Below are 17480 nucleotides of genomic sequence, written 5' to 3'. Positions count from 1 at the left end.
GAGACACCCGATGATGACGATCAAAAACGCAACGCGTCTGGTTACCGGAGCTGCGTTTGCTCTGGCCAGCACCGCTGCCCTGGCCGTCGGCACACCCGCCGGTACAGACATTACCAACACCGCGACCGCGACCTACGACCTGCCGGGTGGTGCTACTGGTCTGACCAAAAGCAGCCAGGTAGAGCTGACCGTTCTGGAACTGATCAACGTTAACGTAACGTCCCAGAACAGCGGTTCCGTATCCACCACCGCTGGTGCCACCGATCAGGTGCTGACCTTCGTTGTTACCAACACCGGTAACGGCGTTGAAGATTTCGTACTGGAAGCAGTCAACGCCAGTGGCGATGCCTTCGACATGAGCAACGTTCGTATCTACATCGATACCGATGGCAACGGCACATTTAACTCTGCCGATACCGAAATCGCTTCCGGTACCGGTTCCATTGGTCTGGCTGCTGACGAAGACGCCACCCTGTTCATCGTTGCCGACACTCCATCTACCGGTGACGGCGGTGCTGCCCTGGTTCAGGACGACCTGAGCCAGCTGACCCTGACCGCACTGTCTGAAACCGTTGACGAGCACGGCGACACCACCCCAACGGCTGGTGAACTGATCTCTGGCGTTGGTAGCGGTGGTGCTCCGGATGCCGTTATTGGCACCAGCTACACCGACGACGCTAACGGCAGCCTGCAAATTGGCACTGGCGGTGGTACTGCCACTGTTGAAATCACCAAGAGCATTGTCAGCACCGTTGACCCATTCGGCGGTACTACCCGTGTTCCTGGTTCCATCGTGACCTACCAGATCGACGTTGAAGTGGTTAACGGCACTGTCGACAGCCTGGTCGTAAGCGATGAACTGCCAGCCAGCATGGAATACGTTGAAGGTACTCTGGTACTCGACAGCGCCGCGCTGACTGACGCCGACGACACTGACTCAGGTGACTTCGATGACGCTACCGGCGTCAGCGGTACTGTCAATGTAGACCTGGGTACTCGCAACGACGGCGATACTTTCGTTATCCAGCTGCAAGCTGAAATCAAGTAAGAAGAGAGGTAAATACCGTGCGCATGTTCAAATCCCTGATCGCAGTCCTGCTGCTGATGCCACTGGCCGCAATCGCAGAAGTCAGTCTGATCAATACCGCCTACAAGGTGGTCGTGATTGAGCAGGCGGACGGTTCTCTGGCCGAAGAATGGCAGAGCCTCGAAAAAGTGGTACCGGGCGATATCGTTGGTTATCGCATCAGCTACAGCAACACCGGTGCGGATGCCGCAACCTCTGTTGCGATCAACAACCCGGTACCCAAGAAAACCACGTACGTGGCTAACAGCGCCAAAGGCCTGAATAGCCAGATCACCTATTCCGCAGACCTGGGCCAAACCTTTGCCCGCGCTGCTGAATTGTTTGTTATCAAAGATGGCAAACAACAACAGGCTCGTCCTGAAGACATCACCAATATCCGTTGGAACCTGGATGCGATTGCTCCGGGCTCTGAAGGCTCGGTGGAATTCAAAGTACGCGTCAACTAAAACCTAGGAGAGAACTTCCATGAAATTGCAAAAAGCCCTCTGGGTTCCTGCGATTGCTGCCTTGGGCATGACATCCCTGGATGCTGCTGCCATTGGCACCGAAGCGGGCACCTCTATTGCCAACCGTGCAACCCTGACCTTCAGCTCAGGTTCCGGTAACACCACTCAGGAAACCGTTTCTTCCAAGAACGGTGACGACGCTGATGCGCCGACTACCTTCCTGGTGGATATCAAGGTTAACTTTGCCTTGACCCGTATCTATACCGATACCCTGACCAAGCAGAACGACGGCGCGACCGACGACCCTGTACTGGGGTTCCGCCTGGATAACCTGAGCAATGCATCCGTTGATTTCAACATCGGCACCATTGCTGACGTTGTGAGCGGTACTGCCATGACCGATACCACGGTTGAAAACGCGTCCAACGTTGCCAACCTGGTTGATGACTTCGACGTGACCACTTACGGCAGCGGTAGCACCGCTCGTACGTTCAAGTACTACCTGAGCGAAGACGGTACTCTGGACACATCTGCGGATACCGAAATCACTGCGGACAAGCTGACCGGTTACATTTCATCTGACGACACAGGCACTGCCGACACCAACGCTGACAACAAGGTTTACATCTTTGTTGTAGCGGACGATGAAAACTTCATCGGTGACGATGCGGCCATCGGTATCGTTGAAACTGAAGTGACTGGCGCAACCGCCGCCTACGGTAGCACCACGGGTGTGAGCCTGGCAGCTGAAGACACTGACGGCAACGACAACGACGCCGTTGAAGTGGTTTACGCCGACACCGATGGCAACAACTCCGAAACCCACCAGGACGCTGTTGAACTGTTCCTGCCACAACTGGAACTGATCAAAACCAGCGCGGTTTACTCTGACCCACTGAACGGCACTACCTCTCCATACGCCATCCCGGGCGCTGTGGTTGTGTACCAGCTGCAAGTGAAAAACACCGGCCGTGCAGATGCTTCCGGCATTGACGTAACCGACCCACTGGATCTGGACGTAACTTTCTACGAAACCGCAACCGGTGATTACTCCGCTAACCAGGTGAAACTGCAAACGGCCACTCTGACCGATGCGTCCACCATTACTGCTAACTTCGATGCAGCAACTGCAGTTACTGCAGGCAGCGCTGCTGACCAGTACAGCAACACCGTAGACGGCACTACCTACAGCAGTACCATCGTGGTCAACGACCTGACCATCGCTGGCGGCGCTGAAGAAACCGTGTTCATCTCGGTAACCATCGACTAAGCCATGACTCTGTTTCCTAGGTTGAATAGAGCATGGAACACAGTGCACGGGGCAACGCCCCGGGCACTGTCCTGCCTGTCGTTTCGCCAGGGAATTATGGCAACAGTCATTATTGGTATTAGTGGGTGGGCACACGCGGCCACACCCGCCGATACTGAAGTCACCAACCACGCTATTGCCAACTACAAGGTTGGTGCGGCTGCCATGCGTCAATCCGGTTCGGTAACCTTTACCGTACAGGATGTCAGCGAAGCCAACCCATCGCCAATAGCCACACCCGCCACACTCGAACTGTTGCATTTGAGCAATGCCAGCGGTGCCGCAAGCGCCAACATTGCCGCTTCCGAATGCTCCGACAGCAGTGGCAACTTTACTGCAAACGACGAATTCACCCTGTTGACCGGCGCCAGCCAAAGCCTGCCAGGCAGCTTTGGTATCAATGCCCAGGACTACGGTTTTAAAGTAGGTGAACCTGTGGTTATCCGTGTCGAGGATCAGGACAAGAACCTGAATCCGGTACGGGTAGACCAGCTGGATGTGGATTTGCAGAACGAAAATGGTACCGATGTCGAGACTGTTCGACTGACCGAGTCTGATGTCGACACAGGTATCTTCTATGGTGTGATCAACACCACCGACATCAGTGACGACATGCAGAACTACAACTGCGTGTTGTCCGTTACCACTGGCGAAATCGCCGTGGGAAGTTACGTCGACCCAACCGATGCCACCGACACCGCCACCGACGACGGCTATTTCGACCCGTTCAGCCGTGTATTCGATGCCACCACCGGCGCCCTGCTGAATGGCGTAGTGGTTCGTATCATGGATCAGGCAACCGGTCAGCCAGCCACGGTTTACGACGACGATGGCGTCACCGCCTACCCGTCAGAACTGACCACAGGCCCGGCCAACAGCGCCGAGGTTGCAGCACTGGCCGTCAGCGAAAGCTTCCCGGATGGCAGCTTCCGCTTCCCGTATCTGCCAAACGGCAGCTACTACCTGGAATTTGAAGGCCCCAGCAACTACCTGATCCCAGGCGAAACCAGCGATGCCGAAATTGCTGCCCTGAACGGCGATTTCCTCATCAATGGCGCCTCCCGTGGCGGCGTATTCAGTGTTACCGATCATATTTTCCAGACCGATGTACCAGCCGACCCATTGGACACCGGCGTGTTGTTGAGCAAACGTGCCAGCTCCACCACCGCAGCGGTAGGTGATTTTATTCGCTTCACCGTGACCCTGACGCTGGCCGATGTGGAACTGAGCGACGGCCAACTGCGCGACCAACTGCCTGTTGGCATGCGCTATCAGGCTGGCAGCGCCCGTTTTGCTGGCGAACTCATCGATGAGCCTGAAATCAGTGCCGACGGTCGCACCCTGCTGTTCTCTATTCCGGATATGGAAGCCGGTGCCACTCTGTCACTGACTTATGTTGTGCAAATTGGCACCGGTGCCGAAGGCCTGCTGACCAACAAGGTCGAGCTGATTGACGACCTGCTGACCGCCAACGTCGCCAACGCCCGGGTGAAGATCGAAGACGAGTTCTTCCGTGAAAAATCCCGCCTCTACGGCCGTGTTTACATCGGCGACTGCGAGAACGAAACCGAGCAGGAAGGTGTGCCGGATGTACGTCTGTTTATGGAAGACGGCACCTACGTTGTTACCGATGAAAACGGTGAGTGGCACATCGAAAACGTCACCGCTGGTGCCCATGTGGTGCAACTGGATACCGTCACCCTGCCGGGCGACCTGGAACTGCAAACCTGTGACAACCTGGGCTTCCATGCTGGCCGCGACTTCAGCCAGTTTGTTGATATCCAGCCGGGTTCCCTGTGGCGCGTTGACTACACCCTGAAGCGCAAAATGCCGCCTTCCGGTGAAGTATCCCAGCAGCTGACCCAGACCCTGGCACCACTGGACCGCAAGGACCCGGTATCTATTGCCTTGAACTCCCCGGTTGATCAGCAGCTGGCTTACGAACTGAAGCTGACCGGTGAAGGTGAACTGGAAGTACAAAACGTTCAGCAGCTGATCTCACTGCCGAAGGGCGTTGTCTACCGCACCGGTTCGGTACTGATTGACGGTCAGCCAGCCATGGACCCGGAACGTTTCGGTACTACCCTGCTGTTCCGCCTTGGCGACAAGCCGAAAGAATGGACCCAGGTGATTACCTTCAATGGCGTGGTTTCCGGTGATACCGAACAGGGCGAACTGCTGACCAAGTCGGTCACCATGTTCGACGTCGACGACCAGAAAGGCTTCAAGGTTAATCCGGTGACCACTCTGGCCAAGCTGAAAATTCCACCTGCGGAAGGTGTGATTGAGCAGCCAGAACAACCGAAATTCGAAGTCTTCTTCGCCGAGCTGTCCGAAGAAGACAAGCTGACGCTGGACGGCGTGGTAACCACTCTGGCCGATCTGCAAAACCTGCAACTGGAAGTGGTCGGCCATACCGACACCACTCGTATTGCACCACGCAGCCGCCATATTTTCCCGGATAACCAAGCCCTGTCCGAAGCCCGTGCAGGTGCTGTTGCCGGCTATTTGAAAGAACGCCTGCACCTTCAGGACGAGCAGATTGCCGCCTCAGGTCGCGGTAAAACCGACCCGATTGCCAGCAACGACACCGTGGAAGGCCGCAGCAAAAACCGCCGTGTTGAAGTAAACCTGCTGGGTGCTGATCCGAAGGTGAAGCTGGAATCCCTCGGTGCCCAGATCGAAACCGAAAAAGTGCAGATGTCGGTAGACTCCATGCGCTTCAAGAACCGTCGTCGTCTGGATATCAAGGACGAAGTCTACGAAGCGCCGAAGATGCCGGACTTCGACGAAAACTGGTTCAAGCAGCAAGACAACCAGCCTGCCTGGGTATGGCCACCGTTGGATCGTAGCCCGGAAATTTCGGCCACCGACATTGCCATCAAGTACCACAAGAGCCAGAAGGTCAAACTGTTCCTGGACGACAAGCCCGTATCGGCACTGAACATCGAACAGATTTTCCGTAGCCGCGACAATGGCCTGATGGTAACCAAGTGGAAAGGTGTGGGTATTGAAGCCGGCGCCAACCGTTTCCGCGTTGAAGTGTACGATGCCAACGACACTCTGGTAGACACCATCAACTCCCGCGTACAGCTGGCGGAAACCCCATCCCGTGCAGAACTGGTGAGCGATCAGAGCATCCTGTTGGCCGACGGTATCAACACCCCGGTGGTCGCCGTACAGCTGTTCGACAAGGACGGCTACCCACTGCGTCCAAACCTGCAAGGTGCGGTGTCCGTTGCCTCTCCGTACGCGCTGTACTCCGAGAAGCAGCAAACCGAATCTGCGCCGCTGTTGGAAGACGCCCAGCCGATGTACACCATTGGCCAGGACGGTATTGCCAAAATTCGACTGGCGCCAACCAACAAAGCCGGTGAGGCCACGCTGACCTTTAACTACGCCAACGGCCAGACCGATGAAATCCGCGTTTGGCTGAAGCCGGAGCCGCGTGAGTGGATTCTGGTGGGTATCGGTGACATGACGCTGGGTTACAACCAGACCAAAGGCAACAAGACCAACGCCCGTGCTGCGGATGTTGACGACAACATCTACCACGACGGCCGCGTAGCCTTCTACGCTCAGGGTGCTGTTGCCGGGGACTGGTTGTTGACCGCTGCCTACGACAGCGCCAAGCCAGGTTCCGAAGCCTTCGCACACATGATCAACGCCGACCAATACTACACCCTGTATGGCGATGCCAGCGAACAGCATCTGGATGCCAGTTCAGGCCGCAAGCTGTACGTGCGGATTGAGCGCGACCGCTTCTACGCCATGTTCGGTGACGTCGATACCGGCCTCGACCAGACCGAGCTGGCGGAATACAACCGTCGTATGACAGCGATCAAATCCGAATTCCAGGGCGAGCACTTTGAAGCCAGCGCCTTTGTGTCACAGACCGATAATGGTTTCGTGCGTGATGTGATTCAGGGTGACGGCACCTCCGGTCTTTACCGCCTGAGCCGTGAAGACATTGTGTCGGCGTCTGAAAGCATCACACTGGAAGTTCGTGACCGTTACCGCAGCGAAGTGGTCGTTAGCTCAACGCCGCTGCTGAAAGATTACGACTACGTGATCGATTACTACGACGGCACCATCTACTTCAAACAGCCGATTCGCGCCACCGACGAAAACTTCAACCCGCGCTACATCGTTGCCGAATACGAAGTCGACGGTGACGAGCTGGGCTACGTGGCCGGTGGTCGTGCGGGCGTCAAGCTGATGAACAACAAGGTGAAAGCCGGCGTCTCTGTGATTAACCAGAACCAGCCGGATCAGCAAGGTCGTATTACTGCGGTGGATACCACCGTTGAACTGGGCAAAACCCAGATCAAGGCTGAAGTGGGCAAGAGCCGCCAGAGCAACACCGCCGGTGAGTTTGAAGATTCCGCCTACCTGCTGGAGGTTAACCAACGCTCCGAGAAGGTTCAGGCACGGGCTTACATCAGCCGTCGTGGCGAAAACTACGGTGTTGACCAAACCGAAGACAGCGAAAACGGTACCCGTAAAGAAGGTATTGAGGCCAGCCTGTTCCTTGGCGATAAAGACCGCATCAATGGTGTGGCCTTCCATCACCACACTCTCGAAACCGGTTACGATACTTACCAGGGCCAGATTGAGTGGAACCACACGGTTTCTCCTGACACCCAGACGGCCCTCGGTCTGGTAACCGCACAATCAGAAGCGGCAGAAGAAAACCTCTACACCGATCAGATATCCGCGGGTATCAGTCACCAGTTGATGAACGACCGCCTGCAAATATCGGCCACGGCACTGACCAACGTGACCAGCCGTAGCGATGCCTACAACCAGCTGGTATTGGGTGCCGACTACAAGTTTACCCAGCGCACCAGCTTGTTCTCGGCGTTTGAAACCGGCTTCAGCCGCGAAGCGCCAATGCGTACCACCATTGGTATTCGTACCCTGCCGTGGAAAGGCGCTACCGCCGAGCAAAGCATCGAACAAGTGAAGCAGGACGATGCCTACCAGCTGATGGCACTGTCCGGTCTGGTACAGGACTTCTCGATTACCGACGCCTGGACCGCCAGCCTCGGTTTCGACCAGGCCCGTAACCTGGAATCCAACGCGCCGGCCGAGTCGTCCGACACCACTGAAGAGTACTACGCGGCGTACACCGGCTTCAGCTACAACACCGTCGCCTGGCAGTGGAACAACCGGGTGGAATACCGCGATGGCGAAGAAACCGATAAGTGGGTTGGCTCCAGCGGCTTGTACCACCCGATCAGTGACACCCTGTCTACCGGTGCCAGCATCGACTACTTCCGCTCGATTGCCTCGACCGGCTACGATCAGCAACTGGACGCCATGTTTGACCTGGCCATTCGCCCGCAGCAATCCCGTTATGCGGTACTGCTGCAAACCCGCTGGGTTCAGACGGCATCCGGCGACGGCTCCAGCGCGCCGGATCGTACCCGCAAGCTGATCAACAACGTTCACGGCAACTTTGCCCTGACCGACCGCGATCAGATTACTGGCCAGTACGGCATCAAGCGCACCCTGAGCCAGTTTGATGATGAGAACTACGCTGCCACCGTGGATTTCATGGCTGCCGAATGGCGTCACCACATCAGCAAACGCTGGGATATTGGTGCTCACGGCCGCCGCCTGCATTCCTATGAAGCAGGTCAGTCCAGCCACGGTGCAGGCCTGTCGGTTGGCTGGATTCCAAAGACCAACACCTGGTTGGGTGTAGGTTACAACTTCACCGGTTTTGTTGACGACGACTTCTCAGCCGCCAACTTCACCGCCAAAGGCCCATACATCAAGATTCGCATCAAGGCAGACCAGAACTCGCTGTCCGGCATGCGCAGCTCCTTCAACTAACAAACAAGCCGCTGTAACAGCGGCTTGTTTGTTTTTGGGCTAGTGTTTTTTCTTCTCCTGACCCCGACACCCGACACCCGACACCCGACACCCGACACCCGACACCCGACACCCGACACCCGACACCCGACACCCGACACCCGACACCCGACTAAAATTTAAACAAACCTATTGCCGACAGGGTAAGTTTTGTATAGTTCCGTCATCTTCCCTCACAGCAGGACGTGACCATGAACCGCAGCACACTTTCCCTGATTCTGACTTCTGGCCTGGTATTCAGCGCCAGCGCCCAAGCCGAGTACGAAAACCGCTCTTTCAGCGTCTTTGGTGCCGCAGGCATGCAGTACATCAACTACCAGGAAAGTCTGAAGGACTGGTACGGCGTCGATATGGATTCCGAGTTCACCACGGTTAACTTCGTCCAACGCTCGGGCGGCTACACCGCTGTCAACGACCGCATTGGTTTTTCCATTATCTCCACCTCCACACTGATAGGTTTTGAAAACGACGAAGAGTGGAAGCTGGCTGGCAGTGACGGCTATGTGCAGCAGAGCACCACCCAGCTCGACTTTTCCAGCCTCGACATCAACCTGTCCTACCACTTCCAGAACGGCTGGTACGCCACCGGTGGCATGCACTACCAGAAAACCTCGTTCTCGCGCTTCCGCTGGACCATGGGCACGGCGAACGATGCCCTCAACAGCACCATGCGCAGTTACATCGAGAGCCAACCGGATATGATGGCGGTGGTGGATGCCAAAGTGGCTGACGACACCGGCAGGAACGCTGACATCAACAGCCGCGACGACTACTTCAATGACATTGCCAACGACCCGGAAGCCAACGCCACGGTGGTTTATGAAGACGCCAGTAACTTTGGCGTGATGGCCGGCATCGCCTACGACAGCTACTTTATGCGCCAGACCAGCGGTCCGCGCTATCAGTTCTCGCTGGAAGCTGGCACGCCGATTTACGAGCGGGTGTTGAACAGTGGGGTTAACGAAACCCTCGACCGCACCTTTGGCGGTGGTCTGGATGTGACCGGCAAAATTGGCGCGGGTTATCAGTTTGGTACCCACCTGAGCACCATGCTGCTACTGACCGCCCACTACAGCCATCGGGATGAAATCGTAAAGCGCTACAACGCGCTGGATACCACCACGCTGCCAGAGAACACCCTGCAAGCCTACGCGGCGTATTTGTCAATCGGTTGGAACTTCGATTGATTTGACGGCCCGGTAGACCCACCCGGGCAGTATGAGATACCCCGCTGGTTGCCAGCGGGGTATGGGGATAAACGGAGTTTGGGTTTGAACAACGCCGGCTTGTCACCAACCAACGAGAAATGAGTAAGCGGCAAGGAGTACGAAACGGTCTGAACCGAACGCTTTACTGAACCCGGTTCTGAATCGTCAAACGGATGGTCTCGCGGATATCGCTTGGCACTGGCGACACTTCAATCTGCCAGTCGCCCGGCTGCGCCACTGGCTGACCCGACACGGAAACCCGAGCCCCCAGCGTCACTTCATCCACACTACTGAGCGTCATGCTCGGCATCATCGCCATCGAATCATCCAGCGTCAGCGTTACCGGTAATTCAGCCACGGTCAAACGCTGTACCGCCAGCGGTGCCGGTGGCCCCGCCACGGCTTTGGCCAGCACAAAGACAATGTCGCTCGGCTGAACCGCCGCACGAGCCTGTGGTGACAGATCCACAACCACCTGAATGCCTGTGCGCTCCAACCACGACAGATCAACCGTCTGGCCCTGTCGTTCCAGCTCAGCCGCAGCACGACGGATGCCCTGAGCCAACACCTGGGATTCCTGCCCGGCAGGCAACCCCTGCCAGAGCGCTTTCCAGTGCTCGATGGCTTGCTGATGCTTACCCAACTCGAACGCCATAATGCCCGCCAGCCCAAGGGTTTGGCGGCTGTCAGCGTTCAATTCCAGTGACTGCTGCAAGTAAGCGTACATGGTGTCCGTCGCTTGCTGGTTAGCGCCGTAAAACAGGGCTTCGGCCAGCAGGGTCAAGGTCGCGGCACGATCGGCGCTGGCCTCTTCCGGCAGCTCGGCCAAAATCGCCTTGAAAGCCTCGGCGCCTTGCTGGTATTGGCCATCGGCAATCAACAAACGGGCATTCAGGTAAGACCACTCCAGGTTATCGCCATTGCGTGCAGCGGCGGTATCCATACGCTCCATCAACTCGGCACGCTCATGAGCCGTCAGTTCAACCTGGCCTCCCTTGTTAAGCAGCGCCGTTGCCCGCAGTTCATTGTCGGCACCCCAGAAGCCATACAGCAATACACTGCCCAGCACACAAATCAGCAGCATCAGGCCCAGCATCATCCAGTTACCACGACTGGCAGACTGGCCATTCTGTGCCTGCGCGGCACTGGCCAAAAACTCGCGGTCCAGCTCCAGTTGCAGCGCCGCTTTTTCATCTTCGTCGAGATCAGAAGCCGCCAGTTCGCTGGTGCGCTCCTGATACAGCAGTCGGTTTTCTTCCGACTGGGTGTGTTCGGTCGGTTTGTACCAGCTCGGCTTCAGCAACAGCAACGCCAGCGGTACCAGTAAAATCAATAGCATCCAGATCATGGAAAATCCCGCTACAGCCTTGTCAGTTGGAAGAGGAATCGGCGCCGGATTTCATACGTTCCAGCTGCGCGCGTTCTGCTTCGGTGAGAGGTTGGGCTTGTTCAACCGTTTGTTTGCGACGCAATTGACGCAACACCAGCAAGCCAATCAGGAAGGCGATCAGAGGGCCAAACCACAACAACCAGGTTTCTGCCCGAACCGGCGGCTTGTAATGCACAAAATCGCCGTAACGAGCGACCAGATAATCGACAATCTGGTCATCGCTCTGGCCTTCCAGCATCAGCTCATAGACCTTTTCACGCATGTCGCTGGCCACTGGTGCATTGGAGTCGGCAAGGTTCTGGTTCTGACATTTGGGACAGCGCAGTACCTCGGCCAAGCCGTTAAAACGCTGTACTTCTTCTTCGCTGTCGAACTGGTATTTGTAGCCTTCCACCACCGCATTGGCCGGTAAGGCAAACAGAGACATCAGCGCCAACAGGGCCACCGAAAGCAGGCTTTTCATCGATGTCATGGCATGGCCTCAAATTGCGGTTGCAGTTTTTTCCACACCTCGGTGTTCAAATCACCAATGTGTTTGCCACGAATCACACCATTGGCATCCACCAGAAAGGTTTCCGGAGCACCGTACACGCCCAGCTCGAGTCCCAGCTTGCCATCGGGATCAGAGACATTGAGTTCATACGGATTGCCGAACGACTGCAGCCACTGACGCGCCTTGATGTCCTCGTCCTTGTAGTTGATGCCGATAATACGAATGCCTTGCTGGTCGGCCAGCTTGTTCAGAAACGCGTGCTCGGCCTTACAGGTCGGACACCAGGTGGCCCACACGTTAACCAACAGCTTCTGCCCCTTGAGGTCTTCGGCTGTCACAGCGGCACCGCTTTCCAGCGCCACCATATCGAACGCCGGGAATGCCTGGCCGATCAAGGGCGACGGCAGGGCATCCTTGTTTTCCCGATCAAGGGTGAGGAAGAACAGCACCACCAGTGCCAATACCCCAACCAGGGGAACGAACAATACAAACCGCTTCATGCCAAAGCCTCCTGAGCGTCCGCCGTTTGCTTACGCTGACGGTAACGTTTGTCGAACATCGCCAGCACACCACCAACGGCCATAAAGATGGCACCCAGCCAGACCCAGCGCATGAACGGCTTCACCTGAATGCGCATACCCCAGGCGCCGTCATCCAGCGGCTCACCCATGGAAACGTAGACATCGCGCAGCAGGTTCACGTCAATTGCGGCTTCGGTCATGATGGTATTGCGAGCCAGGTAACGGCGTTTTTCAGGGCGCAATACGGCAATTTCATCGTCGCCGTCGTACACCACAAACTGAGCCGCATCCGACACATAGTTTGGTCCTTCAATGTGACCTGCACGCTCGAATTCAAAGCGATAGCCATCCACCACATAGGAATCCCCCGGCGCCATACGCACGGATTCCTCAATGCTGTAGTTAGCCACCATGGTGACGCCCACCACGGTCACAGCGACACCCATGTGCGCCAGAATCATGCCGTTGAAACTGAGGCTCAGGGAAGGAATACGCGACAGCTGACCGCGGCATTTTTTCCACACATCCGCCAGGCTCACCGCCACCAGCCAGACCGAAATGCCAATGCCCATCACCACCGACCAATTCAGTTCACCACTGGCAACCAGAGGTGCAACGATGCCCAACAGCAAAGCCGCTATAGCAGCCCACCAGGTTTCCCGAGTCAGGCGGTTGGCCTTGTCCTGCTTCCAGCGCGACATGGCCCCAACACCGATAATCAGCGTCAGCACCACGGATATGGGCACAAACATCATATTGAACCAGCTGGCACCGACCGAAATCTTGCCCATGCCGAGGAAATCAATCGCCAGCGGATACAGGGTGCCCAGCAGGATTGCAAAAGCAGCGACCAGCAGCAGCAGGTTGTTCATCAGCAAGAAGCTTTCCCGCGACAGCCATTCATAGCGGCCAACCGACGCCACCGTTGGGGCTTTCAATGCATAGATCAGCAGCGACCCGCCGACGACCAGCCCAAGCAGCGCCAGTACAAACACACCCCGCTCAGGGTCTGAGGCAAACGCGTGCACCGAGGTCAGTACCCCGGAGCGCACCAGGAAGGTACCCAGCAAACTCAGAGAAAAAGCAAAAATCGCCAGCAGCACGGTCCAGCTTTTGAACAGGCCGCGTTTTTCGGTCACCGCCAATGAATGCAGCAAGGCGGTTGCAACCAGCCAGGGCATCAGCGAGGCGTTTTCAACCGGGTCCCAGAACCACCAGCCACCCCAGCCCAATTCGTAATACGCCCACCAGCTACCCAAGGCGATACCAATGGTCAGGAACACCCAGGCCGCTGTGGTCCACGGACGGGACCAGCGCGCCCAGGCCGCGTCCAGACGACCGCCCAGCAAGGCCGCAATGGCAAACGCAAACACCACCGACAAACCGACATAGCCCATGTACAAGGTTGGCGGGTGCACAATCAGGCCGAAGTCCTGCAACAGCGGATTCAGGTCGGCCCCTTCTCCTGGCACCGACGGCAAAATACGTTCAAACGGATTGGAGGTTTCAAGAGTGAACAAAATGAAACCGAACGACACCAGACCCATGATGCCTAACACCCGCGACAGCATCGGCAGCGGCAGCGAGCGGCTGAACAAGGCGACTGCCAGTCCCCACCAGCCCAGCATGGCCACCCACAACAGCAACGAGCCTTCGTGTGCGCCCCAGACCGCACTGATCTTGTAGGGTGTCGGCAAGGCGGTATTGGAGTTGGCAGCCACATAGGCGACCGAGAAATCATCGTTAACAAAGCACAGCGCCAGTACCACCACACTGACCAACAGGAACAGCGCCTGCGCCGCCGCTAACGGCCGCGCGTAGGTCATCGCTACGCCATTGTTGGCAGCAACGCCCCACAAGGGCACCAGCGCTTGCAGGAAGGCCACCATCATGGCCATGATCAGCGCCAGCTGACCAAATTCTGGCAGCGACGACAAGCCGCCGTAAGCTTCACCCAACATCAGTACGCTCCGGCCTTATTAGTCTCGGACTCCGTGCCGTAACCGCCATTGGCGGCCTCTTGCATGGATTGCTTGCCATCTTTATGGGCTTGCTCCAGCGCTTCTTTCACTTCCGGCGGCATGTAGTTTTCATCGTGCTTGGCCAGCACTTCAGAAGCCTGCAACACGCCGTTGGCGTCGAGCTGGCCCATGGCCACAATGCCCTGCCCTTCGCGGAACAGGTCCGGCAGAATGCCTTCGTAGAAGATGGTTGCGTTGGCGGCGCCATCGGTGACTTCAAAGGTTACGCCAAGGCCGCTGTTGTCGCGCTTGACGCTGCCCTCGACCACCAGGCCACCGGCACGAATGGTGCGCCCTTGTGGCACTTCACCAGCGGCAATCTGGCTCGGTGTATGAAACAGGTTGATGTTTTGGCTGAGTGAATACATCAGCAATCCAACCGCAGCACCAAATCCAATCACCAAAAAGATGATCAGCTGCAAGCGCTTCTTACGTTTGGGATTCATGCGTTACCTCTCATCACTAACAGCTCCTTACGGACGGCTTTTCACGGTCGCCGCCTCAGGGGCAGCTGATTCGGAAGCAGATGCATTGCCTGCTGCCGTTTTATTGGGCCGTTGCTGACGACGTACGCGCTGGGCCTGTTCGCGGATCAGGCGCCGACGTTGCAGCATGGGCAGTATCACATTGACGGCGATCACCAGCGCCGCCAGACCATAGGACAACCAGACGTAAAAACCGTGGCGTCCCATCGCCAGAAATTCACTGAAACTGTTGAATTCCATCAGCGTTTTCCTCCCAGCATTTCCGGCAGCTCTTGCACCCAACCGCGCTTGCGTTCGTGCCAGAGGATTTCGTTACGGGTACGCAAAATCACCATCAAGGCAAAGAACACATAGGTGGTGACAATCATAATCAGCAGCGGCCAGAGCATTTCCGGTGCCATGCTCGGCTTTTCAGTCAGTTTCAGGGTTGCGGGCTGGTGCAGGGTGTTCCACCACTCCACCGAGTACTTGATGATCGGAATATTCACCACACCCACCAGCGACAAAATGGCACCGGCCTTGTGACTGGCTTCTTCCGACTCAATTGCCCGCTGCAACGCCATTACCCCGAAATACAGGAACAGCAGCAGTAGCATGGACGTCAGGCGTGCATCCCAAACCCACCAGGTCCCCCAGGTTGGCTTGCCCCAAATAGCACCGGTAAACAGCGCAATCAGACAGAAGCTGGCACCCAGTGGCGCTACCGCGCGGGCAACCCAGGCCGCCATTTTCATTTTCCAGACCAGATACACCGCCCCGGAAACCGCCATCATCATAAAGGCCGACTGCGCCACAATGGCCGCTGGCACATGAATGTAGATGATGCGGAAACTGTCACCCTGTTGATAATCCGCCGGAGCAAACAGCAATCCCATCACCAGACCAGCAACACAGCCGATCACAGACACCAGCGTCAGCCAGAAGATCCAGCCGGAGGTGATTTCATAAAACCATTTGGGCGAACCCAGACGGTGATACAGGCGAACCAGCTTTTGCCACATAAACAAACCTCTGACTACATCTCGCTAGCGCGATAAATTCAGTTTCAATGCTGCCGCCGCCGCAAAAGGGGTCAGACAAGCGGCGAGTGCCAACATGGCGCCCAAAAAGCCGATTTGGCCATTGTAATCCATACCAATACCGGCGTGATAAACCGCACTGGCAGCAAAAATCAGTACCGGCACGTACATCGGCAGAATCAGCAAGCTTAGTAGCAGCCCACCGCTGCGAACACCCGCCGTCAGTGCCGCGCCTACCGAACCCAGCAGACTCAGCACCGGCGTGCCGACCAGCAAGCTCAGAATCATTGCCCAATAGGCATCCTGCGGTAGCGCCATCATTACGCCGAGCACCGGAGCCATCAGCGTCAGCGGCAAACCGCTGCACAGCCAATGCACCAGCGCCTTGGCCAACGCCAACAAATACAGGGACTCACCCGACGCCAGCCACTGCTCGAGCGTGCCGTCTTCAACATCGGATTTGTACAGCGCGTCCAGCGACAGCAGGGTCGCCAGCAAGGCGGCCACCCAGATCACTCCACCGGCGATACGAGCCAGAAATTTGGGATCAGGATCAACGGCCAACGGAAACAGCGCCACCACCATCAGGAAAAACATCAGCGGGTTAAGCCACTCGCCCGGATTGCGGGCAGCCAGCAACAGATCGCGCTTGATGGTAGCAGCCACCAGACTCATGACGCGCCCTCTTCAGCCGCATCAGTAACGGCATCTGACCGCGACGGACTGGCAGCCAGTACGCCAAGGTCGAGTCGTTGCAACGATGGAATGTTCTGCAAGGCATGGTGACTGGTAATCACGACAGCACCGTTACGTTCAACGTGACGCTGGATTCGTTGCTCGAGCCATTCAACGCCATATACATCCAACGCCGTAAACGGTTCGTCCAGAATCCACAGCGGTGCCGGAACCACATCCAGCCGCGCCAACCCCACCCGGCGCTGCTGACCGGCAGACAATTGATTGCAAGGGGTTTCCTCGTAGCCAGCCAGTTCTACCTGCTCCAGCGCCTGCCACAGCTCATCGTCACTGATATTGGCTTGCTCGGCCCAGGGGCTCACCAGCCAACGCAGGTTTTCAATTGGGGTTAATGCACGTTTGATGGCGGCCGAATGGCCAAGATACAGACGCCGGGCGGCGTATTCGGAGAACACATCATCAAGCGGTTCGTCGTGCCACAACAGTTCGCCGTCGTAGTCACGATTGAGGCCCGCCAGCAGACGCAGCAAGGTGGTTTTGCCCGCCCCGTTGGGGCCAGCCAGTTGCAACAGGTCACCATTGCCGATGGCGAAGGAGAGAGAGTCGAACAACACCCGGTCATCGCGCTCACAGAACAAATCTGTGGCGGCCAGAGAGACACTGTTATTGTCGTAACGATCGAGCATTCAAACTCCGGATGCCTGTTATTTCATACGCCAGTGGCCAACGACGTTCTGACCAGTCACTCAAAAGGCCTCACATTATATACAAAAACAAACCATGCAGTGGCTTGACCCAGATAGGTCTCTGGTTCAATTTTTCTGATACCAGCGGGTTATTTACATTGTATTTTCAAGCTTTTACGGCCGCTGCCGATAACCAGAGAAGCGTTGTTTGCATGAGAGAGCTGGCTGACTGCGGGCCT

At 56.8% G+C, this 17480-nt stretch carries 14 protein-coding genes; 5 read left to right on the top strand and 9 right to left on the bottom strand.

What is annotated here, in order from left to right; genetic code table 11:
* Nucleotides 1-10 precede the first annotated feature (10 nt).
* From ACXADJ_RS18895 to ACXADJ_RS18875, 5 genes are all read left to right on the top strand, one after another.
* Complete coding sequence (locus ACXADJ_RS18895) at nt 11-1048, top strand: hypothetical protein (RefSeq protein WP_475069069.1); 1038 nt, start codon at nt 11-13, stop codon at nt 1046-1048.
* Nucleotides 1049-1071: 23 nt separating this feature from the next.
* A complete protein-coding gene (locus ACXADJ_RS18890) occupies nt 1072-1533 on the top strand; it encodes a hypothetical protein (RefSeq protein ID WP_475069067.1) in 462 nt (153 codons plus the stop codon).
* Between the two features lie 19 nt (nt 1534-1552).
* Complete coding sequence (locus ACXADJ_RS18885; RefSeq protein WP_475069063.1) at nt 1553-2803, top strand: hypothetical protein; 1251 nt, start codon at nt 1553-1555, stop codon at nt 2801-2803.
* A 96-nt stretch (nt 2804-2899) separates the two neighbouring features.
* The gene (locus tag ACXADJ_RS18880; RefSeq protein ID WP_475069060.1) at nt 2900-8683 is read left to right on the top strand and encodes an OmpA family protein; all 5784 of its coding nucleotides are present in this window, start codon (nt 2900-2902) and stop codon (nt 8681-8683) included.
* A gap of 230 nt (nt 8684-8913) precedes the next feature.
* Nucleotides 8914-9909, top strand: coding sequence for a hypothetical protein (locus ACXADJ_RS18875; protein WP_475069058.1), 996 nt, complete (start codon nt 8914-8916; stop codon nt 9907-9909).
* 163 nt (nt 9910-10072) lie between these two features.
* Here ACXADJ_RS18875 and ccmI read toward each other — a convergent pair whose 3' ends face one another.
* From ccmI to ccmA, 9 genes are read right to left on the bottom strand one after another with little or no spacing between them, the layout of a single operon-like run.
* Nucleotides 10073-11278 (bottom strand): c-type cytochrome biogenesis protein CcmI, encoded by a 1206-nt coding sequence (gene ccmI / locus ACXADJ_RS18870; RefSeq protein ID WP_475069056.1) that lies wholly within the window; start codon nt 11276-11278, stop codon nt 10073-10075.
* Nucleotides 11279-11300: 22 nt separating this feature from the next.
* A complete protein-coding gene (locus tag ACXADJ_RS18865) occupies nt 11301-11792 on the bottom strand; it encodes a cytochrome c-type biogenesis protein (RefSeq protein ID WP_475069055.1) in 492 nt (163 codons plus the stop codon).
* Nucleotides 11789-12313 (bottom strand): DsbE family thiol:disulfide interchange protein, encoded by a 525-nt coding sequence (locus ACXADJ_RS18860; protein ID WP_475069053.1) that lies wholly within the window; start codon nt 12311-12313, stop codon nt 11789-11791. The genes ACXADJ_RS18865 and ACXADJ_RS18860 overlap by 4 nt, the downstream gene beginning before the upstream one ends.
* Nucleotides 12310-14295 (bottom strand): heme lyase CcmF/NrfE family subunit, encoded by a 1986-nt coding sequence (locus ACXADJ_RS18855; RefSeq protein ID WP_475069052.1) that lies wholly within the window; start codon nt 14293-14295, stop codon nt 12310-12312. Before ACXADJ_RS18855 ends, ACXADJ_RS18860 begins: the two co-directional genes overlap by 4 nt.
* Nucleotides 14295-14801 carry a cytochrome c maturation protein CcmE gene (gene ccmE, locus ACXADJ_RS18850; protein ID WP_475069050.1) on the bottom strand — a complete coding sequence of 169 codons (507 nt, stop codon included), beginning with the start codon at nt 14799-14801 and terminating at the stop codon, nt 14295-14297. Before ccmE ends, ACXADJ_RS18855 begins: the two co-directional genes overlap by 1 nt.
* Nucleotides 14802-14828: 27 nt before the next feature.
* Complete coding sequence (gene ccmD / locus ACXADJ_RS18845; RefSeq protein ID WP_084644932.1) at nt 14829-15080, bottom strand: heme exporter protein CcmD; 252 nt, start codon at nt 15078-15080, stop codon at nt 14829-14831.
* On the bottom strand, nt 15080-15841 hold the full coding sequence (locus ACXADJ_RS18840) for a heme ABC transporter permease (protein ID WP_028293091.1): 762 nt from the start codon (nt 15839-15841) through the stop codon (nt 15080-15082). Before ACXADJ_RS18840 ends, ccmD begins: the two co-directional genes overlap by 1 nt.
* A 24-nt stretch (nt 15842-15865) precedes the next feature.
* On the bottom strand, nt 15866-16534 hold the full coding sequence (gene ccmB, locus ACXADJ_RS18835; protein WP_028293090.1) for a heme exporter protein CcmB: 669 nt from the start codon (nt 16532-16534) through the stop codon (nt 15866-15868).
* Nucleotides 16531-17241, bottom strand: a complete 711-nt coding sequence (gene ccmA, locus ACXADJ_RS18830) for a cytochrome c biogenesis heme-transporting ATPase CcmA (RefSeq protein WP_475069045.1) — start codon at nt 17239-17241, stop codon at nt 16531-16533. Before ccmA ends, ccmB begins: the two co-directional genes overlap by 4 nt.
* Nucleotides 17242-17480: the final 239 nt, after the last annotated feature.

It is taken from the genome of Oceanobacter sp. ABM4_470, assembly GCF_056158645.1.
The sequence above is the reverse complement of the archived record's forward strand: the minus strand, read 5'-3'. Positions and strand labels throughout refer to the sequence as shown.

What these genes read in the sequence shown, in the direction of transcription:
- ccmA (WP_475069045.1), bottom strand. Translation starts at nt 17,241, where the DNA reads ATGCTCGATCGTTACGACAATAACAGTGTCTCTCTGGCCGCCACAGAT.
- ACXADJ_RS18875 (WP_475069058.1), top strand. Translation starts at nt 8,914, where the DNA reads ATGAACCGCAGCACACTTTCCCTGATTCTGACTTCTGGCCTGGTATTC.
- ACXADJ_RS18855 (WP_475069052.1), bottom strand. Translation starts at nt 14,295, where the DNA reads ATGTTGGGTGAAGCTTACGGCGGCTTGTCGTCGCTGCCAGAATTTGGT.
- ACXADJ_RS18865 (WP_475069055.1), bottom strand. Translation starts at nt 11,792, where the DNA reads ATGACATCGATGAAAAGCCTGCTTTCGGTGGCCCTGTTGGCGCTGATG.
- ACXADJ_RS18885 (WP_475069063.1), top strand. Translation starts at nt 1,553, where the DNA reads ATGAAATTGCAAAAAGCCCTCTGGGTTCCTGCGATTGCTGCCTTGGGC.
- ACXADJ_RS18880 (WP_475069060.1), top strand. Translation starts at nt 2,900, where the DNA reads ATGGCAACAGTCATTATTGGTATTAGTGGGTGGGCACACGCGGCCACA.
- ACXADJ_RS18860 (WP_475069053.1), bottom strand. Translation starts at nt 12,313, where the DNA reads ATGAAGCGGTTTGTATTGTTCGTTCCCCTGGTTGGGGTATTGGCACTG.
- ACXADJ_RS18890 (WP_475069067.1), top strand. Translation starts at nt 1,072, where the DNA reads ATGTTCAAATCCCTGATCGCAGTCCTGCTGCTGATGCCACTGGCCGCA.
- ccmE (WP_475069050.1), bottom strand. Translation starts at nt 14,801, where the DNA reads ATGAATCCCAAACGTAAGAAGCGCTTGCAGCTGATCATCTTTTTGGTG.
- ACXADJ_RS18895 (WP_475069069.1), top strand. Translation starts at nt 11, where the DNA reads ATGATGACGATCAAAAACGCAACGCGTCTGGTTACCGGAGCTGCGTTT.
- ccmI (WP_475069056.1), bottom strand. Translation starts at nt 11,278, where the DNA reads ATGATCTGGATGCTATTGATTTTACTGGTACCGCTGGCGTTGCTGTTG.
- ACXADJ_RS18840 (WP_028293091.1), bottom strand. Translation starts at nt 15,841, where the DNA reads ATGTGGCAAAAGCTGGTTCGCCTGTATCACCGTCTGGGTTCGCCCAAA.
- ccmD (WP_084644932.1), bottom strand. Translation starts at nt 15,080, where the DNA reads ATGGAATTCAACAGTTTCAGTGAATTTCTGGCGATGGGACGCCACGGT.
- ccmB (WP_028293090.1), bottom strand. Translation starts at nt 16,534, where the DNA reads ATGAGTCTGGTGGCTGCTACCATCAAGCGCGATCTGTTGCTGGCTGCC.